This is a genomic window from Rhizobium sp. BK399, assembly GCF_014194695.1.
GTDB lineage: Bacteria > Pseudomonadota > Alphaproteobacteria > Rhizobiales > Rhizobiaceae > Rhizobium.
Genome location: NZ_JACIAH010000009.1, coordinates 179,880 through 196,499 on the forward strand (window position 1 = coordinate 179,880; position 16,620 = coordinate 196,499).

Sequence of the window (16,620 nt, forward strand, 5' to 3'; positions counted from 1 at the left end):
CGCGAAAGCGACTGATGTTCCGGAATGGATTCTTAACCGGCCGGGCGGGCGCTTGCGGTTTTCGACAACAGGGGTACGGCGCGAAACACAAGCACGGAGCTTCCGTCTACCGCTCAAGCTCGCCTCAAGATGACGAGGCTTCTGGGTTCCAGGTCATAGTGATCGGTGTCGTTGAGATCGACCCTCTCGACGTCAGGGTCGGCGGTCGTAAGCTCCAAAATCCATTGGCCGTCTTCCAGTGATGGAAGATTGAACGGCACCTGACCGTCGTGAGGGTTGAACAGCACCAGCGCCTCCTTCCAGGCATTTTCATTGCCATCGAGATGCTTGGTGGTCAGGCGCAGCCCAAGTGTCGTGCTTCCCTCATCGTCCCAATGGTCCTCGGTCTGTTCACCGCCGACAGGGTTGAGCCAGCTGATCGTAAGGTCGTTGCGCCAGCTTTCACGCCGCAGTAGTGGTTGTTCCTGGCGGAGCGCAATCAGCCGAGCTGTAAAGACGCGCAGAGCCTGTGCGCTGTCCGGCAGCCCTTGCCAATGCAGCCAGCTTATATCGCTGTCCTGGCAGTAGCCATTGTTGTTGCCCATCTGGCTGCGGCCGAATTCGTCGCCAGCCAAAAGCATGGGAACGCCGTGGGACAGGAGGAGGGTGGCGAGGAAATTTCTCTTCTGGCGATCGCGGACAGAATTGATCCCATCATCGTCGGTGGGGCCTTCGGCGCCGTAATTGAAGCTTCGGTTGTGGTCGTGGCCATCACGATTGGCTTCACCATTCGCTTCATTATGTTTTTCGTTATAGGAGACCAGATCGTTCAGCGTGAACCCGTCATGTGCCGTCACGAAGTTAACACTTGCCCAAGGTCTGCGCCCGCGGAAGTCGTAAATGTCACCTGATCCGAGCACGCGTGCGGCAAAGTCGCGCGCGGTTCCGTCTTCATCCTTCCAGTAGTCGCGCATTGTATCGCGGTATTTGTCATTCCACTCGGACCAGCCGGGGGGAAAACCACCGACCTGATAACCGCCCGGTCCAATGTCCCAAGGCTCGCCAATCAGCTTGAGACGGGAAAGGACCGGATCCTGCCCAACCGCATCGAAGAAGCCTCCTCGCTGGTCGAAACCCTCTGGTTCCCGCCCGAGGATGGTGCCGAGGTCGAAGCGGAATCCGTCGACATTCATGACCTGCGCCCAGTAGCGCAAGGAGTCCGTGATCATTTGCAGGACACGGGGATGCGAGGTGTTGACGGTATTGCCGGTGCCGGTGTCATTGATGTAGTAGCGTGCTTCGTCGGGCATCGTCCGGTAGTAGGAGAAGTTGTCGATACCCTTGAACGAAAGGGTTGGTCCGAGCTCGTTTCCCTCCGCAGTATGGTTGTAGACGACATCAAGGATGACTTCTATCCCCGCATCATGGAAAGCGCGGACCATATTTCGGAATCCTAAAAGGCCATGGGGCCCGTAGTAGCGCGAAGCCGGAGCGAAGAAGCCGATCGTGTTATACCCCCAGTAATTCCTCAGCCCCTTGTCGAGTAGGTGGGCATCATCGGGAAAATAATGGACGGGGAGAAGCTCAATGGAGGTGATTCCCAAGCTTTTCACGTACTCGACGACGTCCCGGTTCGCCAAGCCCTCAAACGTGCCCCGCAGCTTTTCGGGGACGGCAGGATGCAATTGCGTCATCCCCTTCACGTGTGCCTCGTAAAAGATCGTACGTGACCAGGGTATGCCGGGTTTGAGATCGTCGATTGAAGTGAAGTCGTTCGGGTCGATCACACGGCATTTGGGCATGTCGGGCGCGCTATCGGCTCCATTGAAGGAAAGGTCCTTTTCCTCGCTTTCGAGATCGTAGCCGAAGCAAGATTGACCCCAATGGATGTCTCCGACGAGCTCCCGCGCGTATGGATCAATGAGAAGCTTGTTGGGATTGAAGCGATGGCCGTTCTCCGGATCGTAAGGCCCGTATACCCTGTAGCCATAAAGCGCTCCCGGTTTCAGGCCAGGGATGCGACCGTGCCAGATCTCGTTGGTGTATTCCGGAAGCTCGATACGGTGTTCGTTGCCGCCCTCTGCATCAAAAAGACAAAGCTCGACCCGTTCGGCATGCGCCGAGAAGAGAGCAAAGTTGACACCATCAGCGTCAGGTGTCGCGCCGAGAGCCAAATGGTCACCTGCCTCGACGTCGAACCCAGATTTTTGCGGCATAAAAGTCCCCGAATGTGGTCAGCGGGACAGGAACACAATTTCCGTCCGTTTGTTCCACCGGTGCCCCGACATGAGCAATCGATCAGGTTAGGCTTGGTTCATGACCCCCCGTAATGCCCGGACGGCTTGCGCTCTAAGCGATCACGACTTTCCGTTGATAGGAGAGAGAGCGGACACACAAAAGCGCAGTCAGGATGACCGGAAGGCAAATGAAAAATGCGGTGCGAATGCCAGCCTGTTCGGCGACGAAGCCGAGGAGAGGCGGGGCCAGGAAAAACACGACGAACGACATCTGACCCAGGGCTGCGACGTTGACATGGGCTGCCCTGTCGACTCGTTGAGCGGCTGCCGAGACAGCAAGAGGATAGACGGCACTGCATCCGGCACCCATCAACGCAAATCCGACCAGTGCGATACTCTGGTGGGGCGACAGTGAAACCGCGCAAAGACCCGCGGCAGATGTAATGAGAAGGACGACGGCCACGGAACGTGAGCCAAAGCGATCGACAAACGGGTCTGCAAATAACCTTGCCAGGGCCATGAAGAAGGTGAAGAGGGTAAGGCCAAGCCCCCCGACGAATGGTTCCGACTGGAATACGTCGCGCATATAGATGGCCGACCAGTCGATGCCTGCTCCCTCGACAAGAAAGGCAGCAATTCCGATCAGGCAGAGGGGCAACAGGCCTGCCGTCGGAAGAGCGATATGCCCGGCATCGACATGTTCGATGTTCGGTTTGGCCGGGGCATTGCGCATTCCACCAATGACGACCCCACCAGCGACAAGGACGAAGGTGAATGTCAGCGCGAGATGGAGTTGCATTGACATTCCCGCCTGACGGAGGGCAGCCGATACGAGCGCGGTGACGAAGAAGCCAAGGCTCCAAAACCCATGGGCCCTGTTCATGACCCCGCGGCCCAGCTGGGCCTCTATGCGATCAATTTCGACGTTTAAATTTATCTCGAGTGCACCGGCCAACAGTCCCTCCAGGAAGAGGAGACCGAATACGAGCGGGGCAGCGGTCATCCATGGCACGAGCGCAAGCAGAGCGGAGGTTCCAAGAACTGTTGCGAATGCCGTCGTGCGTGCACCAAGGCGGGCAACGAGCGGGGAGGAGAATGTCAGTGACAGCAGAGCGCCGATTGCGGCGCCTATCAGTGTCAGGCCCAATTCCGACTTGTCGATCCGCAGGGCATCCTGAAGATCGGGCAGGCGCGACAATGTCGCTCCCATCGACACCGCAAACAGGAAAAAGCAGATATAAATCCGCTGTTGCGGCTGAATGTGCATGGCTCGCTCCGGAGAATCCCTAGCGAATTTCTACCCGAATGCGACCAGGGTCTGCAATCGAAGATAGATGTTCGGATCGGTTATTGGCCGATCAATCTCTCATTGCGTGCGATCGGAGCATCCTATGGCTCGTGACCGCGTCTGGCCATCCCTGAGGTGCTAGGGTGTTGCCGGTCTGGCCTCGAGCAGTGCGCGATCAGTCTGCACTGATCATCAGCGCAGGTCGGATGTCCACGGCCGAATCCTTGGTGGTCCTTTCATCGTTAAACTGTCTTTTGGCGTTCCGATTGCCTTGGTTCCTTCGGCTGCCTCTTCCGTCGCCCCGTGGTTTTATTCCGCCCGTGCCCAGTGATCACGATGTCGGCCTTTGGGGCCCGCATCCTCCCATATATGATCGGAGCGCATGCGCCGCCGCTGTTCCTTTTCGTCCAAGCAAAGCTCCTTCTCGCAGTTCAGCTGACGATGCTGGAATGAGGCAGACCGGTGACGACAATGTGCAGTTAAGGAAGAAGACGGCGTCGCCGTATCATACTCACCCTAGGTGTTCCTGAACGTCGCGTGTAAATTCGGACCCACGTTTTATGAAAAGTCGGCAATATGGGACCAAAGTCTTGCGCCGCCACTCCCATAGGTCTGATGCCCTCCTAGTTTGGAAACAATACAATGATCTAACGCGTATTGACTTGCGTAGCTGATACCGAAATGAGGCATGCCATGATTCTTTCCAAACGCTCTTTGCTGAAGCTTTTTGCAGGCACCGCTGGAATTGCGGTCGCTCTTCCGTTCTCTGCATCAGCGAAAGACAACGGAAACGGCAATGGCAACGGCGGCGGTAACGGAAACGGCGGCGGAAATGGGAACGGCAACGGCGGCGGAAACGGAAACGGTGGCGGGAATGGCAACGGCGGAGGAAACGGGAACGGGAAGTCCGGCGGCGGCAACAACAGCAACAAGGGCAACGGTGGTGGCAGTGCCAGCACAGGGAACGGTAGCTTGAGTTCTACGTCCAGCGGATCGACGGTGACGCAATCGAGTGAGGGCAGCGATGGCTCGATCAATGTCCGCCACGCCAACGGGATCACGGAAACCCTTCGCAAGGGTCGCTACATCATGCGAGATTCGAAGGGACGGACAATCATCAGTCGGGGTGCAACCGCCGACGATGCGCGGCGGCTTATCGGCATTCTACGCTAGTCTGTCTCGCCACCGCATAGCGGCTTCAGTCCTGTTCGAGACCCCAAGCTTGGTCAGGATCTGGGTCATGTGATGCTTTACTGTCTTTTCCTGCAGGTCGAGCTTCAGACCAATCCGCTTGTTGGACAGACCCATTGAGACGAGATCGACAATCTCGACTTCGCGTGGGGTCAGCACGGTTTCGGCCGAGCGATGACGCTGCAGGGACTTCTCCATGATCTTTGCCGTCATCGCCGGACTCACGGCTCGTGACCCGCGAAGAACAGAAGTGATGGCGTCGATCAATCCCCTCGCACCCACGCCCTTCAGGACATAGCCGAGCGCTCCGAGACGCAGGGCCGTAACCAGGCTTTCGACCTCTTCAGATGCCGTCAGCATGATCACTTTGGTCGACGGACTGGTATCGAGAACGTCTGAGATGGTAGAAAGTCCGTTTCCTGGCATGGAAACGTCAAGAAGCAGGATGTCGGGGTTCAATTCGCGGGCGATCCGACAGGCGTCCGCGCCACTTGCGCCCTCGCCAACGACGACAAAGTCCTTGTTTTCAGACAGGCTTCGCACGACACCCTCACGAAAGAGCGGATGATCGTCGACAACGCCGATACGAGTTGATGCCATTCTAGTCTTCCGCCTCCATCGGTTCAAAGCTCATGGTCAAAGTCGTGCCATCAGGGCCCGACTGCACCTCGAAAACACCTCCGAGGCTGTCGATACGTTCCCTAAGACCGACCAGTCCCAGGCTCGATGGCCTGATTTCCTTCGGATCGAAGCCCTCGCCTCTGTCGCTGACTTCGATGCGCACATATCCATTGTGCGATATTGCCTTGACTGCCTGCTGAACGCCGCCACCATGCCGATAGGCGTTGTTGAGCGCTTCCTGGATGAAGCGATAGATGCAGATCTTTACAGCGGGCGCGAGATCCGGGTCGTCGTCGTCGATGGTCAGTTCGACGACTGTCTCGGTCTTGCTTTGATGAGCCTCGACAACACGGTTGACGATTTCCCGGATCGAGGCGTTTTCGATCTCCGGCAAGACAAGCCCTCGGCAGATGCTGCGGATTTCCGAGATCGCCTCTGCAAGGCTAGAGCGGATCCATGACAGCTCTTCATCCCGAGCGGCAGGCGCGGTTGCCGGATTGACGAGGAGTTCGCTGTCCAGCCTCAGCGATGCGTAAGCAATGTGCTGGGCGGGGCCGTCGTGAAGGTCCGCGCCGATGCTTCGCAGGTAGGTTTCGTTCAAGGCTGCGGCACGCTGGTATGATTTCTGCAGCCGTCGCTGCAGACCGCGGTTTTCGCCGAGCAATACGGAAAGCTCGTCTACGCGTGCTCCGAGTGCCACCCGTTGTGCTTCGATAATGCGGCTACCACGAAAAACCAATGCCGAAAGGGCGAGGAAGAACACGGCTATTACGCCGGCGACCGCAAGCCAGCTTCCCAATCGCGCCTGCGTCAGGCTCTCCTCCAGCCCTTCTGCACTCTCATAGAATTCCAGTACCGCAACGGCCTCTCCCGACCAGGGTTGAAGGACGGGATTGTAGATTTCCATGAGCGGCCTGCCGTAGACCCGCTCTTGCGCGCTTTCTGGATCGGTTGGAATTTCATATCGGGCAACGAGAGTGCCGGAGAAGGCCTCGCGTAACTTGTCAGTGACCGGAAACGTCCTTCCGACCAGCCCTTTTTCGTTTGAATAGAGGATGGTGCCATCCCGGCGCCACAACTTGAAGGAAACGAGTCTGCGGCCCAACGCCCCCTGGCCAAGGGTCTCATCCAGGGCGCGAGCCGTGGCGTCGTCGAGAAGGCCTTCCTTCTGCATGTCCGGCAACAGGGGGGCGACCACACTATCCACATAAAGTGCGGTGGTCGCACCTGCATTATGGATGACGGCCCCCTGGATGAAGTGGGTCACCAGCAGCCCAACCAGGAACATGGCAATGGCGGAGACGATGCCCCCAGCGAGAAAAAACTGCGAAGCGAGCGTTTGGTTCTTCCAGCGGCCGAGCCAGTTCATCGATGACCTGACGGGGAGGGTAGCTGATGGACATGGGATAGATAGGGCATGGATATTACTGCGTACTATCGATGAAACGGGCGCCTGCAACGCCTCCCGCAAGCTTTCCTGCATCACCGGGCATTGTCTAACGACACACATAGAGCAGCCCGGCCGAGAGTACAATCCATGCCGAAAAAGGTGCCTTTCGGCGCGCGCAGGCCATTCGAATTTGCTGTTTATCCTGCAAGACGTCTTTCCCCAATCCGGCTCCTGTTAGCCGAATTGCTCTCAAACGACGGAGCGTGACTTAGGTTCCCGGGCTAGGACTTAAGTCTGATGAAAGCCTCAGGAGCGCATCCAGAAAGGAAGTTTGCGCGGACTGTCTTACCTCCGTTATCGTTCGGCGGTGGTGCCTCGGAGCAACAATCGCGGACGCCGTTCTTCGGACCAGCACAACGATCTGAGTGGTCCTGTTTGGCGGCCACGGATCACGATATATCGACCGTCCGGGTGTGGAGAGGCGTTGTTCTGTCCTTCATCATGATGGGATCCGCTCAACGGGCATTTTCGTCCCGATGCCGCTCCTTGCGCGTTTGCTTTCTCTTCTCCGTTAGGCGAGGCGGATGCCGGACAGGTTGGACGCTCGACTGCCATTTCGTTGGCCGCAGCGAGAAACCGGAAAAACCGCTGCGTTCGCCATCCCTGTCGCGTCCGGTTGACACGGCCCGCGCTCGGGGAGGGAATGGGTAGCAACAGGAAAAGGTTCCTCGCGCGGTCTCCAGATTTGCCTAAGCTTGTTACACCCTCCGCAGGCAGCCATAGCTCGTCAAAGAGAATTCCACAGGCACGGGCGCTGATGCAAAAATTCCTTCAGTGGCGCAAAACCTTCCGTGGCGCAAAGGCGGCATCCTCTTATCTAGGAACTTGATTCATCTGACGAATCCTCATCACACCCCAAAATGAGGAATAATTTCCTGTTTTGAGCATCTTGACGACGTCGGCGGAAAGGAACAGAAGAAGAACATCACCGTTATGAACGACATGAATGTCGTCCCTCTTAATGCGATTTCGGAAGGATTCGCCAACGATGTCGGCTGCTCGCCAGGACATTCTCTCGGATTTGCGCGAGCGCATCTCCTCCTTGGAGGGGGGAGCGTCCAGGCGGGCGGGCAGCCTGTCGTTCGGCGTGCCCGAAATCGATCGGATCCTGCCTGGCGGTGGTCTCGCCTATGGCGCGCTACACGAATTTGCAGGCGGCGGATGCGGGACGGTCGACGGAGCAGCGGCAGCCTTGTTTGCCGCGGGAATCGCCGCGCGTACGCGAGGAAAGATTGTCTGGTGTCTGACACGTCCGGACCTCTTCTTTCCGGCGCTGGCTCAGGCGGGTCTTCATCCCGATCGGGTCATCTTCGTTGAAGGCGATCGGGAGGAGGATGTCCTTTCATCCATGGAGGAGGCGCTTGGGTATGGTGGCCTCGGTGCGGTGATCGGAGAACTTGTTCGGCTACCGATGGTCGCTTCGCGACGTCTGCAGCTGGCAGCCGAAAGGACCGGCACGATGGGGATTGTTGTCCGGCGGTGGCGCCGTCAGACCGAAGCGAACGACTTCGGCCAGCCGACGGCCTCGGTCACACGCTGGCGGGTCAGTGTGCTGCCGAGCGCAGAATTGCCCGTTCCGGGCGTCGGACGTCCAAGGTGGTTGCTTGAATTGATGCGATCGCGGGCGGGCGAATGTGCTGAGTTTGAAATTGGAGCCTGCGATGACAAGGGTCGTATCAATATATCTTCCCTATCTGGCAACCGATCGGATTCGTCGCGCCGATTCCGGCATTCCGGCTGATCAACCGATTGCGGTGATTGAACGAAGAGGCCCGAAGCGATGGGTCTCGGCTGCTGACGCCGCGGCGCAGAAAGCGGGGGTCCGCATCGGCATGCAGGCTGCCAAGGCACAGGCGCTCTTTGCCGGACTGGCGATGATTGACGCAGACGCCGCCGCCGATGCCGAGGCTCTCAGGCGGATAACCTTATGGGCGCTGACGGTGTACTCGCCGATCGTCGCGGTCGATGCGCCAGATGGCATTGTCCTTGACACGGAAGGCGCCGACCATCTTCAGGGAGGAGAAGCGCCGATGTTGACGCGTCTTGGCAATCAGTTCCATGCCAGGGGTCTGACCGCACGCATTGCCGTGGCAGACACCTGGGGCGCGGCGCATGCCTGCGCGCGTGCGGCGAGAACGCAGACAGTTGTTGTCCCTCGCGGCGAAGCCGCCGGAGCAACCGAGCGGCTTCCAATCTCTCTTCTGAGATTGCCGGAGCCGATCGTGTCAGACCTTCGCATGCTGGGTTTCAGGACCATCGGAGAGCTTTCTGCAACGCCCCGTGCCCCGCTGGCGCTTCGGTTCGGACCTGAAATCGGCCGGCGCATTGATCAAATGTTCGGCCGGCTGTCGGAACCTATTGAGCCGATCCGTGCGCCGGAGTGGATCGAAGTCTCGCGCGCTTTCGCCGAACCTATCGGCGCGGCCGAAACAATCAACAAATATGTGGGTCGCCTGATCGTTCAGCTCGTTGCCGAACTGCAGCGCAAGGGGCTCGGCGTTCGCAGGACAGACTTGATCGTCGAGAAGGTCGATGGCAGTAGGCAAGCAATCCGCGCCGGCACGGCGAAACCCGCGCGTGATATCGCATGGTTGACGAAGCTCTTCAGGGATCGCACGGAAAAAATCGAGCCGGGTTTCGGTATCGAGAAGCTTACACTTGCCGCCGTGATCACCGAGCTGCTGGCCGAAGAGCAGCACGCGTCGTCGCTCGTGGAGGAGAAAAACGAGGACATCACGCCCCTCATCGATATCTTTGGCAACCGCGGACAGCGTGTTTATCGTGTAGCTCCGGTCGCGTCCGACGTTCCCGAACGGAGTGTGCGGCGCATTTCGGCTGCGGCAGCCGAAGTCGAGGAAACCTGGGTTCATTATTGGCCGCGTCCTGTCCGATTGCTTGATCGCCCTGACCGGATAGACGCCATTGCCCTTCTCCCTGACCACCCGCCAGCAACCATTACGTGGCGCGGCAAGCGACATCGCGTAAGACGGGCCGATGGACCGGAGCGGGTCTTCGGTGAATGGTGGACGTGCGATGCCGAGTTCACAGCAGTGCGCGACTACTTCATCATCGAAAACGACGCAGGCGAACGACTGTGGATTTTCCGTAGCGGGGACGGCATCGACCCCGAAACCGGCAGCCATAAATGGTTCCTGCATGGGATCTTCGCATGAGATATGCCGAGCTTCAGGTCACCACCCACTTCAGCTTCCTCCGGGGCGCATCATCGGCCGACGAGTTGTTCTGGACCGCGAAGGAGCTTGGAATTGAAGCTCTTGGCGTGGTCGATCGCAACAGTCTTGCGGGTGTCGTGCGGGCCCTGGAGGCATCTCGTGCGAGCGGTGTGCGGCTCGTCGTGGGCTGCAGGCTTGATCTTCAGGACGGCCCCTCCCTTCTTGTTTACCCGACCGACCGATCGGCCTACTCTCGTCTGACCCGCCTTCTCACGCTCGGAAAGGGCCGAGGAGGAAAGGGCAACTGCATCCTGACGCTTGATGATGTCGCCCGTTACGCCGAGGGCCTCATTTGTGTTCTCGTTCCTGATCTCCCGGATGAAACTTGTGCGATCCAGCTTCGAAAGCTGGCTGAGATTTTCGAAAACCGCACCTACCTGTCGCTGTCGCTGAGGCGACGGCCGAACGATCAGATGCGACTCCACGAGTTGTCCATTCTTGCGGCAAAGTTCAGGGTTCGCACTGTCGTGACGAACGATGTGTTGTTCCACGAACCCAACCGTCGGCAACTCCAGGACGTTGTGACCTGCATCCGCAATCACACCACCATCGATGATGTCGGCTTCGAGAGGGAACGCCATGCCGACCGATATCTAAAGCCGCCTGAAGAGATGGAACGTCTGTTTCCGCGCCACAGCGAAGCACTCGCGCGAACGATGGAGATCGTCGAGCGATGCAGGTTTTCCCTTGAGGAGCTGACTTACCAGTACCCCGAGGAAGCCATCATGCCAGGCATGGATGCTCAGCAGTCGCTGGAGCATTATGTTCGCGCGTGTATTCCGGACCGCTATCCTGAAGGTTTGCCGCAGAACGTGCTCAGGGTCATCAGACATGAGCTCGAGCTCATCAAGGAGATGCGTTACGCTCCCTATTTCCTGACGGTTTTCAGCATCGTCAGGTTCGCCCGCAGCCAAGGGATACTTTGTCAGGGCAGGGGATCGGCAGCAAATTCCGCCATCTGCTATATCCTCGGCATCACCAGCATTGACCCGGAGACCAACGATCTCCTGTTCGAGCGCTTCGTCTCCAGGGAACGCGACGAGCCTCCCGACATCGACGTGGACTTTGAGCATGAGCGTCGGGAGCAGGTCATCCAGTGGATTTACAGGACTTATGGTCGCGACAAGGCCGCGCTCTGCTCGACCGTAACCCGATACCGTGCCAAGGGTGCCATCCGCGATGTCGGAAAGGCCCTCGGCCTGCCAGAGGACGTGATCAAGGCGCTTTCGTCGGGCATGTGGTCCTGGTCAGAAGAAGTGAGCGATCGCAACATAAGGGATCTCAACCTTAACCCTGCGGACCGGCGCCTGGTGCTGACATTGAAACTGGCTCAGCAGCTCATGGGCGCCCCGCGGCACCTTGGCCAGCACCCCGGCGGCTTCGTTCTTACCCATGACCGACTGGACGATCTCGTTCCCATCGAACCGGCGTCGATGGTCGACCGGCAGATTATCGAATGGGACAAGGACGATGTCGAGGCACTGAAGTTCATGAAGGTCGACGTTCTTGCCCTTGGCATGCTCACCTGCATGAACAAGGCGTTCGACTTCATCCGGACCCATAAGAACGACGATCTAGATCTCTCGAATATCCGGCAGGAGGACAGCGCGACATATGCGATGATCCGCAGGGCCGACACGCTCGGGACTTTCCAGATTGAGTCCCGCGCCCAGATGGCGATGCTCCCGCGGATGAAGCCACGGACATTTTACGACCTTGTCGTACAGGTCGCGATCGTCCGGCCTGGTCCCATCCAGGGCGACATGGTCCATCCATATCTGCGTCGGCGCGAGGGCAAGGAAAAGGTCGAGTATCCGACCCCCGAGCTCGAAGCCGTGCTTGGCAAGACCCTCGGCGTCCCGCTTTTTCAAGAGAGTGCCATGAAGGTCGCGATGGTGTGCGCAGGTTTTACCGGTGGTGAGGCTGACCAACTGCGCAAGAGCATGGCGACCTTCAAGTTCACGGGCGGCGTCTCGCGCTTCAAGGACAAGCTTGTCAATGGCATGATCAACAATGGCTATACGGCGGAATTTGCGGAGAAGACATTCTCTCAGCTCGAGGGTTTTGGCTCGTACGGCTTTCCTGAAAGCCACGCGGCATCCTTCGCGCTCATTGCCTATGCGTCCAATTTCGTGAAATGTCATTACCCGGACGTCTTCTGCGCTGCGTTGCTGAATTCACAGCCGATGGGGTTTTATGCGCCGGCTCAGATTGTCGGCGACGCGCGAAATCACGGTGTCGAAATACGCCCGGTCTGCATCAATCGCTCGCGATGGGACTGTACGCTCGAGCGCATTGGCAATACGGAACGCCACGCTGTCCGGCTTGGCATGAGACTGGTCATGGGACTGGCGGTCGTCGATGCCGCCCGCATCGTCGCAGCGCGGATGAATTCGCAATTTGAGAGTGTCGACGATGTCTGGCGCCGGTCGGGTGTTCCGTCGGAAGCCCTTGTCCAGCTCGCCAAGGCAGATGCCTTCCTTCCTTCGCTGACGCTGGAACGCCGCGATGCAATGTGGGCGATCAGAGCCCTGAGAGATGAGCCCCTTCCCCTATTTGCGGCCGCAGCCGAACGCGAGATGAAAGCGATCGCAGAACAGCACGAACCCGAGGTCAAACTGCGACAGATGACCAGGGGTCACAACGTCGTGGAAGACTATGGCCATGTCGGCCTGACGCTTCGCGAACATCCTATAGCGTTCCTGAGGAAGGATTTGACAGATCGCCGGATCGTCACCTGCAATGACGCGATGAATGCGGGTGATGGCCGCTGGCTTATGACGGCGGGCCTCGTGCTGGTGCGGCAGAAGCCAGGCTCCGCGAAGGGCGTCATGTTCATCACGATTGAAGATGAAACCGGTCCTGCCAACATTGTGGTCTGGCCGAGCCTGTTCGAGAAGTGCCGCCGCGTGGTCCTCGGCTCTTCGATGATGGCGATCAACGGCCGCGTGCAGAGGGAAGGGGATGTCGTTCACCTCGTTGCACAGCAGCTTTTCGACCTCAGCGGCGAACTGTCAGGCCTTGCCGACCTGGATATGTCAGTCCGGATCCCGACCGGACGCGGCGATGAGTTCACCCATGGCTCGCCAGGCAGTCCGGATTCGCGCGAAAGATCACCATCGACCGTCCGGCCCAGAGATATCTTCGTTCCTGATCTGCACATCGACACATTGAAGGTGAAGAGCCGGAATTTTCACTAAGGTCACTTTCGCCACCAGATTGAGACCAAATCAAGAACTCTGTTCAAAGCCCTATCGGCGCTGAGGGCAACGGTCGAGCGATATCACGCGTGAGCAGTTCGAATTCCACGGCATGCCATTAAAGGTGACGCATCAACAGCAAAAAACGAAAACATCTTTTAAACTCAATAAATTACTCGATGAAAAGGCGCTAAAAAGGCCCGACGTTTTCGACGGGCCTTGGTATTTCAGTCGCGATGCTCGGGCATCGCCTTTAGCTGATCCTCCGTCCACGTGGTCACGGCGTGGACTTCGCCGTCTTCATCTCTCATGAAATCAAGCTGGCTTGCAGGCACTGCCACTGGTTTGGCGCCGAGGCCGAGAAACCCACCGACATCGATAATGACAGTGCTGGCTTCGCCGACGCCGTGAACGTGATCGACCTTTCCGACCTTTTCGTCATCTGCGCCATATACGCTCGCCCCTTCAAGATTATCAGGGACGAGATCCGCAGTGCTAAGCCGAACGTGATTGGTATGGTCCATTTCTGAAGCCTCCGCCTTGTTGGAGTTATCCAACCCATATCCGGCGGTATTGTTCCTGCAACAGTGGGTGGACAAGGGCGTTCGGCGGACCCTCACGCCGTCTCGTGCAGAGGGCGCTCACGTCTTACCGAGAAGTCGTTCGAATTCCTGCTCCGGCGTTCCATAGCAACCTGCGGCGAGGGCTTCGAGACCCCTTCGATCCCGCACGATCACAGAACCACGGCTAGAGCGAATGAGGCGCTTGCCTTCGAGGACATGCAAGGTCGTGGTCACGCTTGGTCTGCGCACACCAAGCATAAGGGCGATATACTCGTGGGTAATGGCCATCTCCTCGGAGTGAAGCCGATCGTGACACATCAGGATCCAGCGCGCGAGCCGTTGTTCCACATCGAATTTGGCGTTCGCCAGCGAGGTATAGGCCACCTGGGTGGCAAAAACGTGCATAAATTTGATCATCGGAACCTGAAGGGTCGAACTTTTTAGGGTTGTCTGGCGCATCGCCTCGACCGACACCCTGTATCCGGTTCCGGCCACATGAATTTCAATCAGGTACGGAACAATGTCGTCGCCTATGATCGTGGCAGTCGGAACAAATCCTTCCCGGCCGAACATGCCAGCTTCCGCCATCTGTCCTGTAGGGCCGACCGCCATCACCGATCCGATGCCGCTTTCCGGAAAGTACAAGAAGTCGAGTGTCTTGCGCGGCTCCGCTATCCGGAAGTTGGCGGGCAGATCGACGGCTTCCAAATGCTTCGCGAGAAGATCGAAATCGTCGGCTGTCAAAGCCTTGAGCATTCGGTTGCTAACGTCTCCTTGCGACGGCATATCAGACTCTCCCCTGCCCGTGATCACCCGTTACCAACCGAGACAAGGCAACAGGTAGCGCCCCACATGCCAGAATAGGTCGCGCACTGTTCGGTTCAAGTACGATCACGTACACACGTTCTTCATTGACCTCCAATATACCGTCGCTGCCATTTATCCTGCTAAACCAGACGGAAAGGTTGGTGATGTTCAACAGGCGCATTCGAGACAGTGAAATGGCAATGCTTCAGTGAGCCTTGAAAAGCCATTGCCGGCTGCTCATAACGGAAACGCGTCGAGAATCCTTTGCATCGAAGCGATGGATCTTTTCGCTCATGGTCACCGGACCCAGGAGAACTTACCAGCCTGTTGATTTCAATTTCCCGGACTACCAGCGGCTCTGACCGACGCCCGACCTTCGCCATCCAGCAGCGTCAGCGGCTGCAATCGATGATCGTCCATGCTGCTGACCGTGCGGCCCGCCGCGCAGGAGTGTCGGGTCGCGTTCAGGCTTAGGTGCCTGAGGTATGGCCCTTTAGAATGAAGTCCCGATTCCCAGCTTCCGGAATTGGTCGAATACCGTACAAAAACCGAGCGCGGGCCCGGAGCGATTGGCTCCTAAAGGCAACGCGTGGCTACTGTTTCCCTGTGCCGAGTGACCCGACCATGTTCAGCGATCTCATAGGACAGCGCGTGCTCGTCGTGGAAGACGACTATCTTCAGGCCGTCGATATGACGCTGGCGCTGGAGGAACAGGGAAGTGATGTCGTCGGGCCCTTTCCCCACCTCGATGGCGGCTTGGCCGCACTCAATCTCGCGAGCATCGATGCCGCTGTTCTCGATGTTCATCTGCTGTATCGAAACGTCTTCCAACTCGCTGATTGCCCTATGAAGCAAGACATTCCGTTCCTTTTCGTTACCGGCTACGACCCGATCGAGATCCCGGATCGCTTCAGAGGGGTACAATGTCTTCTGAAACCAGTGGGACCCGGAGAGATAATGGTGAGGCTTGCTGCGGTTATAGCCGGGCGCCATTAGATTTTGTCAGATCCCACGGATAAGGAGTCGATTTAGAGACCGCTTGTGTTGCTTGGCGCGCCTCATGCCGCATCGCTATGACAATCCAGGATGACTGGCGAGACGTCTGGAACTTTCGTGTCGCAAAGTTGCTGGGCCATCCATTCAAATCGCAGTGGGCGACCGATGCCAGTGCTGCCGGCGAATATATTGCCGAGGCGACCCTCGAACCCACCTGGAGGTCCAGATGCCGTTTTTGAGCTTCCGCCTTTGCGAACGGAGGCCCAATTCCCAAAAAGCATACCAGGCTGGGTGAGAATATAGCGCCGGCATTGTCCTGGTCCGGAGCGCCGGACAATGTCAAAAGCTTCGCCATTGTCATCGAGGACTCGGATGCTCCTTATGGAACTTTCCGGCATTGGGGCGTCTATAATATTGCGCCAACAAGCAACGGCCTGCAGGAAAGCAGCGATACAGCTAACGGAAGCGGGTTGCGGTTTTCAGACAACAATTTTGGCAATAGACGTTACGATGGACCAGAACCGCCGCGAGGACATGGCGTCCATCACTACCACTTTACAGTTGCAGCGCTCGACGTGCCGAATCTCACTGTGCCGGCATCAGCAGCTATCGAAGCGATGTGGGAGGAGGCGCAAAATCAAATGCTGGCAAAATCGTCCTTGATGGGAACATTCCAGCAGGTGTGAACGTCAGGGAACGGGCGATCGCACCCATCCCTTGATCGCAAGCAAATTCCCGACGGCGGCCGGGCAAGGGAAAGGGGTAGGAAGGCGATGCCGTTAAAGCGCGGAAGAAGACCGCCAGGTCCACGCAATCTCAGCCGAACCGTTTCGAACCGGCCAGGGATGCGCTAAAGGACATCCGGCTTCGGTGCCTTTCGCGCATCCCTGCTTTCATCCCGTTCCGTCAGCTAATGCAATTGCTTGGTCCGGTGAACCACCTTTTTTCTCGCACCTGCGGTAATTGTCATATGATTAATTAACGCTAAATAATTACAGAAATCAGTTGCTTAATGGATGGTTCTGGCATAAATTTTTCTGGCTGCCGTTGGCCTT

Annotated in this window: 12 protein-coding genes; 6 read left to right on the forward strand and 6 right to left on the reverse strand. The window is 57.8% G+C overall.

Features of this window, described 5'->3' with window-relative positions; all coding sequences use genetic code 11:
* Positions 1-113 precede the first annotated feature (113 nt).
* Together glgX and FHT97_RS19820 are read right to left on the reverse strand one after the other, a co-directional pair.
* Complete coding sequence (glgX, locus tag FHT97_RS19815) at positions 114-2,195, reverse strand: glycogen debranching protein GlgX (protein WP_183863992.1); 2,082 nt, start codon at positions 2,193-2,195, stop codon at positions 114-116.
* A 133-nt stretch (positions 2,196-2,328) separates the two neighbouring features.
* The gene (locus tag FHT97_RS19820) at positions 2,329-3,483 is read right to left on the reverse strand and encodes an MFS transporter (protein ID WP_183863993.1); all 1,155 of its coding nucleotides are present in this window, start codon (positions 3,481-3,483) and stop codon (positions 2,329-2,331) included.
* Between the two features lie 714 nt (positions 3,484-4,197).
* Between FHT97_RS19820 and FHT97_RS19825 the strand changes: the two genes are divergently transcribed.
* Positions 4,198-4,677 carry a hypothetical protein gene (locus FHT97_RS19825; RefSeq protein ID WP_183863994.1) on the forward strand — a complete coding sequence of 160 codons (480 nt, stop codon included), beginning with the start codon at positions 4,198-4,200 and terminating at the stop codon, positions 4,675-4,677.
* Here FHT97_RS19825 and FHT97_RS19830 read toward each other — a convergent pair.
* Complete coding sequence (locus tag FHT97_RS19830) at positions 4,669-5,295, reverse strand: response regulator transcription factor (protein ID WP_183756126.1); 627 nt, start codon at positions 5,293-5,295, stop codon at positions 4,669-4,671. The two genes, FHT97_RS19825 and FHT97_RS19830, sit on opposite strands and share 9 nt — an antisense overlap.
* A 1-nt stretch (position 5,296) precedes the next feature.
* Complete coding sequence (locus FHT97_RS19835; RefSeq protein WP_183756127.1) at positions 5,297-6,685, reverse strand: sensor histidine kinase; 1,389 nt, start codon at positions 6,683-6,685, stop codon at positions 5,297-5,299.
* A gap of 1,069 nt (positions 6,686-7,754) precedes the next feature.
* Here FHT97_RS19835 and FHT97_RS19840 point away from each other — a divergent pair.
* Genes FHT97_RS19840 through FHT97_RS19850 form a run of 3 tightly spaced genes read left to right on the forward strand, consistent with a single transcriptional unit; the run spans position 7,755 to position 13,199 of the window.
* Positions 7,755-8,507: an ImuA family protein gene (locus tag FHT97_RS19840; protein ID WP_183756128.1), complete on the forward strand. Its 753-nt coding sequence runs from the start codon at positions 7,755-7,757 to the stop codon at positions 8,505-8,507.
* A complete protein-coding gene (locus FHT97_RS19845; RefSeq protein WP_183863995.1) occupies positions 8,428-9,939 on the forward strand; it encodes a DNA polymerase Y family protein in 1,512 nt (503 codons plus the stop codon). Before FHT97_RS19840 ends, FHT97_RS19845 begins: the two co-directional genes overlap by 80 nt.
* Complete coding sequence (locus tag FHT97_RS19850; RefSeq protein WP_183863996.1) at positions 9,936-13,199, forward strand: error-prone DNA polymerase; 3,264 nt, start codon at positions 9,936-9,938, stop codon at positions 13,197-13,199. The genes FHT97_RS19845 and FHT97_RS19850 overlap by 4 nt, the downstream gene beginning before the upstream one ends.
* A gap of 227 nt (positions 13,200-13,426) precedes the next feature.
* On the opposite strand, the gene FHT97_RS19855 is transcribed toward FHT97_RS19850, so the two are convergent.
* Together FHT97_RS19855 and FHT97_RS19860 are read right to left on the reverse strand one after the other, a co-directional pair.
* Positions 13,427-13,723 carry a PRC-barrel domain-containing protein gene (locus FHT97_RS19855; RefSeq protein WP_183756131.1) on the reverse strand — a complete coding sequence of 99 codons (297 nt, stop codon included), beginning with the start codon at positions 13,721-13,723 and terminating at the stop codon, positions 13,427-13,429.
* A gap of 117 nt (positions 13,724-13,840) precedes the next feature.
* Complete coding sequence (locus FHT97_RS19860; protein ID WP_246712692.1) at positions 13,841-14,518, reverse strand: Crp/Fnr family transcriptional regulator; 678 nt, start codon at positions 14,516-14,518, stop codon at positions 13,841-13,843.
* A 675-nt stretch (positions 14,519-15,193) separates the two neighbouring features.
* Here FHT97_RS19860 and FHT97_RS19865 point away from each other — a divergent pair.
* Positions 15,194-15,565: a response regulator gene (locus FHT97_RS19865; RefSeq protein ID WP_183863998.1), complete on the forward strand. Its 372-nt coding sequence runs from the start codon at positions 15,194-15,196 to the stop codon at positions 15,563-15,565.
* A 266-nt stretch (positions 15,566-15,831) separates the two neighbouring features.
* Complete coding sequence (locus tag FHT97_RS19870) at positions 15,832-16,251, forward strand: YbhB/YbcL family Raf kinase inhibitor-like protein (RefSeq protein WP_183864013.1); 420 nt, start codon at positions 15,832-15,834, stop codon at positions 16,249-16,251.
* Positions 16,252-16,620 lie beyond the last annotated feature (369 nt).

Excerpts from the sequence above, each read along its gene's own strand:
- glgX (WP_183863992.1), bottom strand. The coding sequence starts at position 2,195 with ATGCCGCAAAAATCTGGGTTCGACGTCGAGGCAGGTGACCATTTGGCT.
- FHT97_RS19820 (WP_183863993.1), bottom strand. The coding sequence starts at position 3,483 with ATGCACATTCAGCCGCAACAGCGGATTTATATCTGCTTTTTCCTGTTT.
- FHT97_RS19825 (WP_183863994.1), top strand. The coding sequence starts at position 4,198 with ATGATTCTTTCCAAACGCTCTTTGCTGAAGCTTTTTGCAGGCACCGCT.
- FHT97_RS19830 (WP_183756126.1), bottom strand. The coding sequence starts at position 5,295 with ATGGCATCAACTCGTATCGGCGTTGTCGACGATCATCCGCTCTTTCGT.
- FHT97_RS19835 (WP_183756127.1), bottom strand. The coding sequence starts at position 6,685 with ATGAACTGGCTCGGCCGCTGGAAGAACCAAACGCTCGCTTCGCAGTTT.
- FHT97_RS19840 (WP_183756128.1), top strand. The coding sequence starts at position 7,755 with ATGTCGGCTGCTCGCCAGGACATTCTCTCGGATTTGCGCGAGCGCATC.
- FHT97_RS19845 (WP_183863995.1), top strand. The coding sequence starts at position 8,428 with ATGACAAGGGTCGTATCAATATATCTTCCCTATCTGGCAACCGATCGG.
- FHT97_RS19850 (WP_183863996.1), top strand. The coding sequence starts at position 9,936 with ATGAGATATGCCGAGCTTCAGGTCACCACCCACTTCAGCTTCCTCCGG.
- FHT97_RS19855 (WP_183756131.1), bottom strand. The coding sequence starts at position 13,723 with ATGGACCATACCAATCACGTTCGGCTTAGCACTGCGGATCTCGTCCCT.
- FHT97_RS19860 (WP_246712692.1), bottom strand. The coding sequence starts at position 14,518 with ATGCTCAAGGCTTTGACAGCCGACGATTTCGATCTTCTCGCGAAGCAT.
- FHT97_RS19865 (WP_183863998.1), top strand. The coding sequence starts at position 15,194 with ATGTTCAGCGATCTCATAGGACAGCGCGTGCTCGTCGTGGAAGACGAC.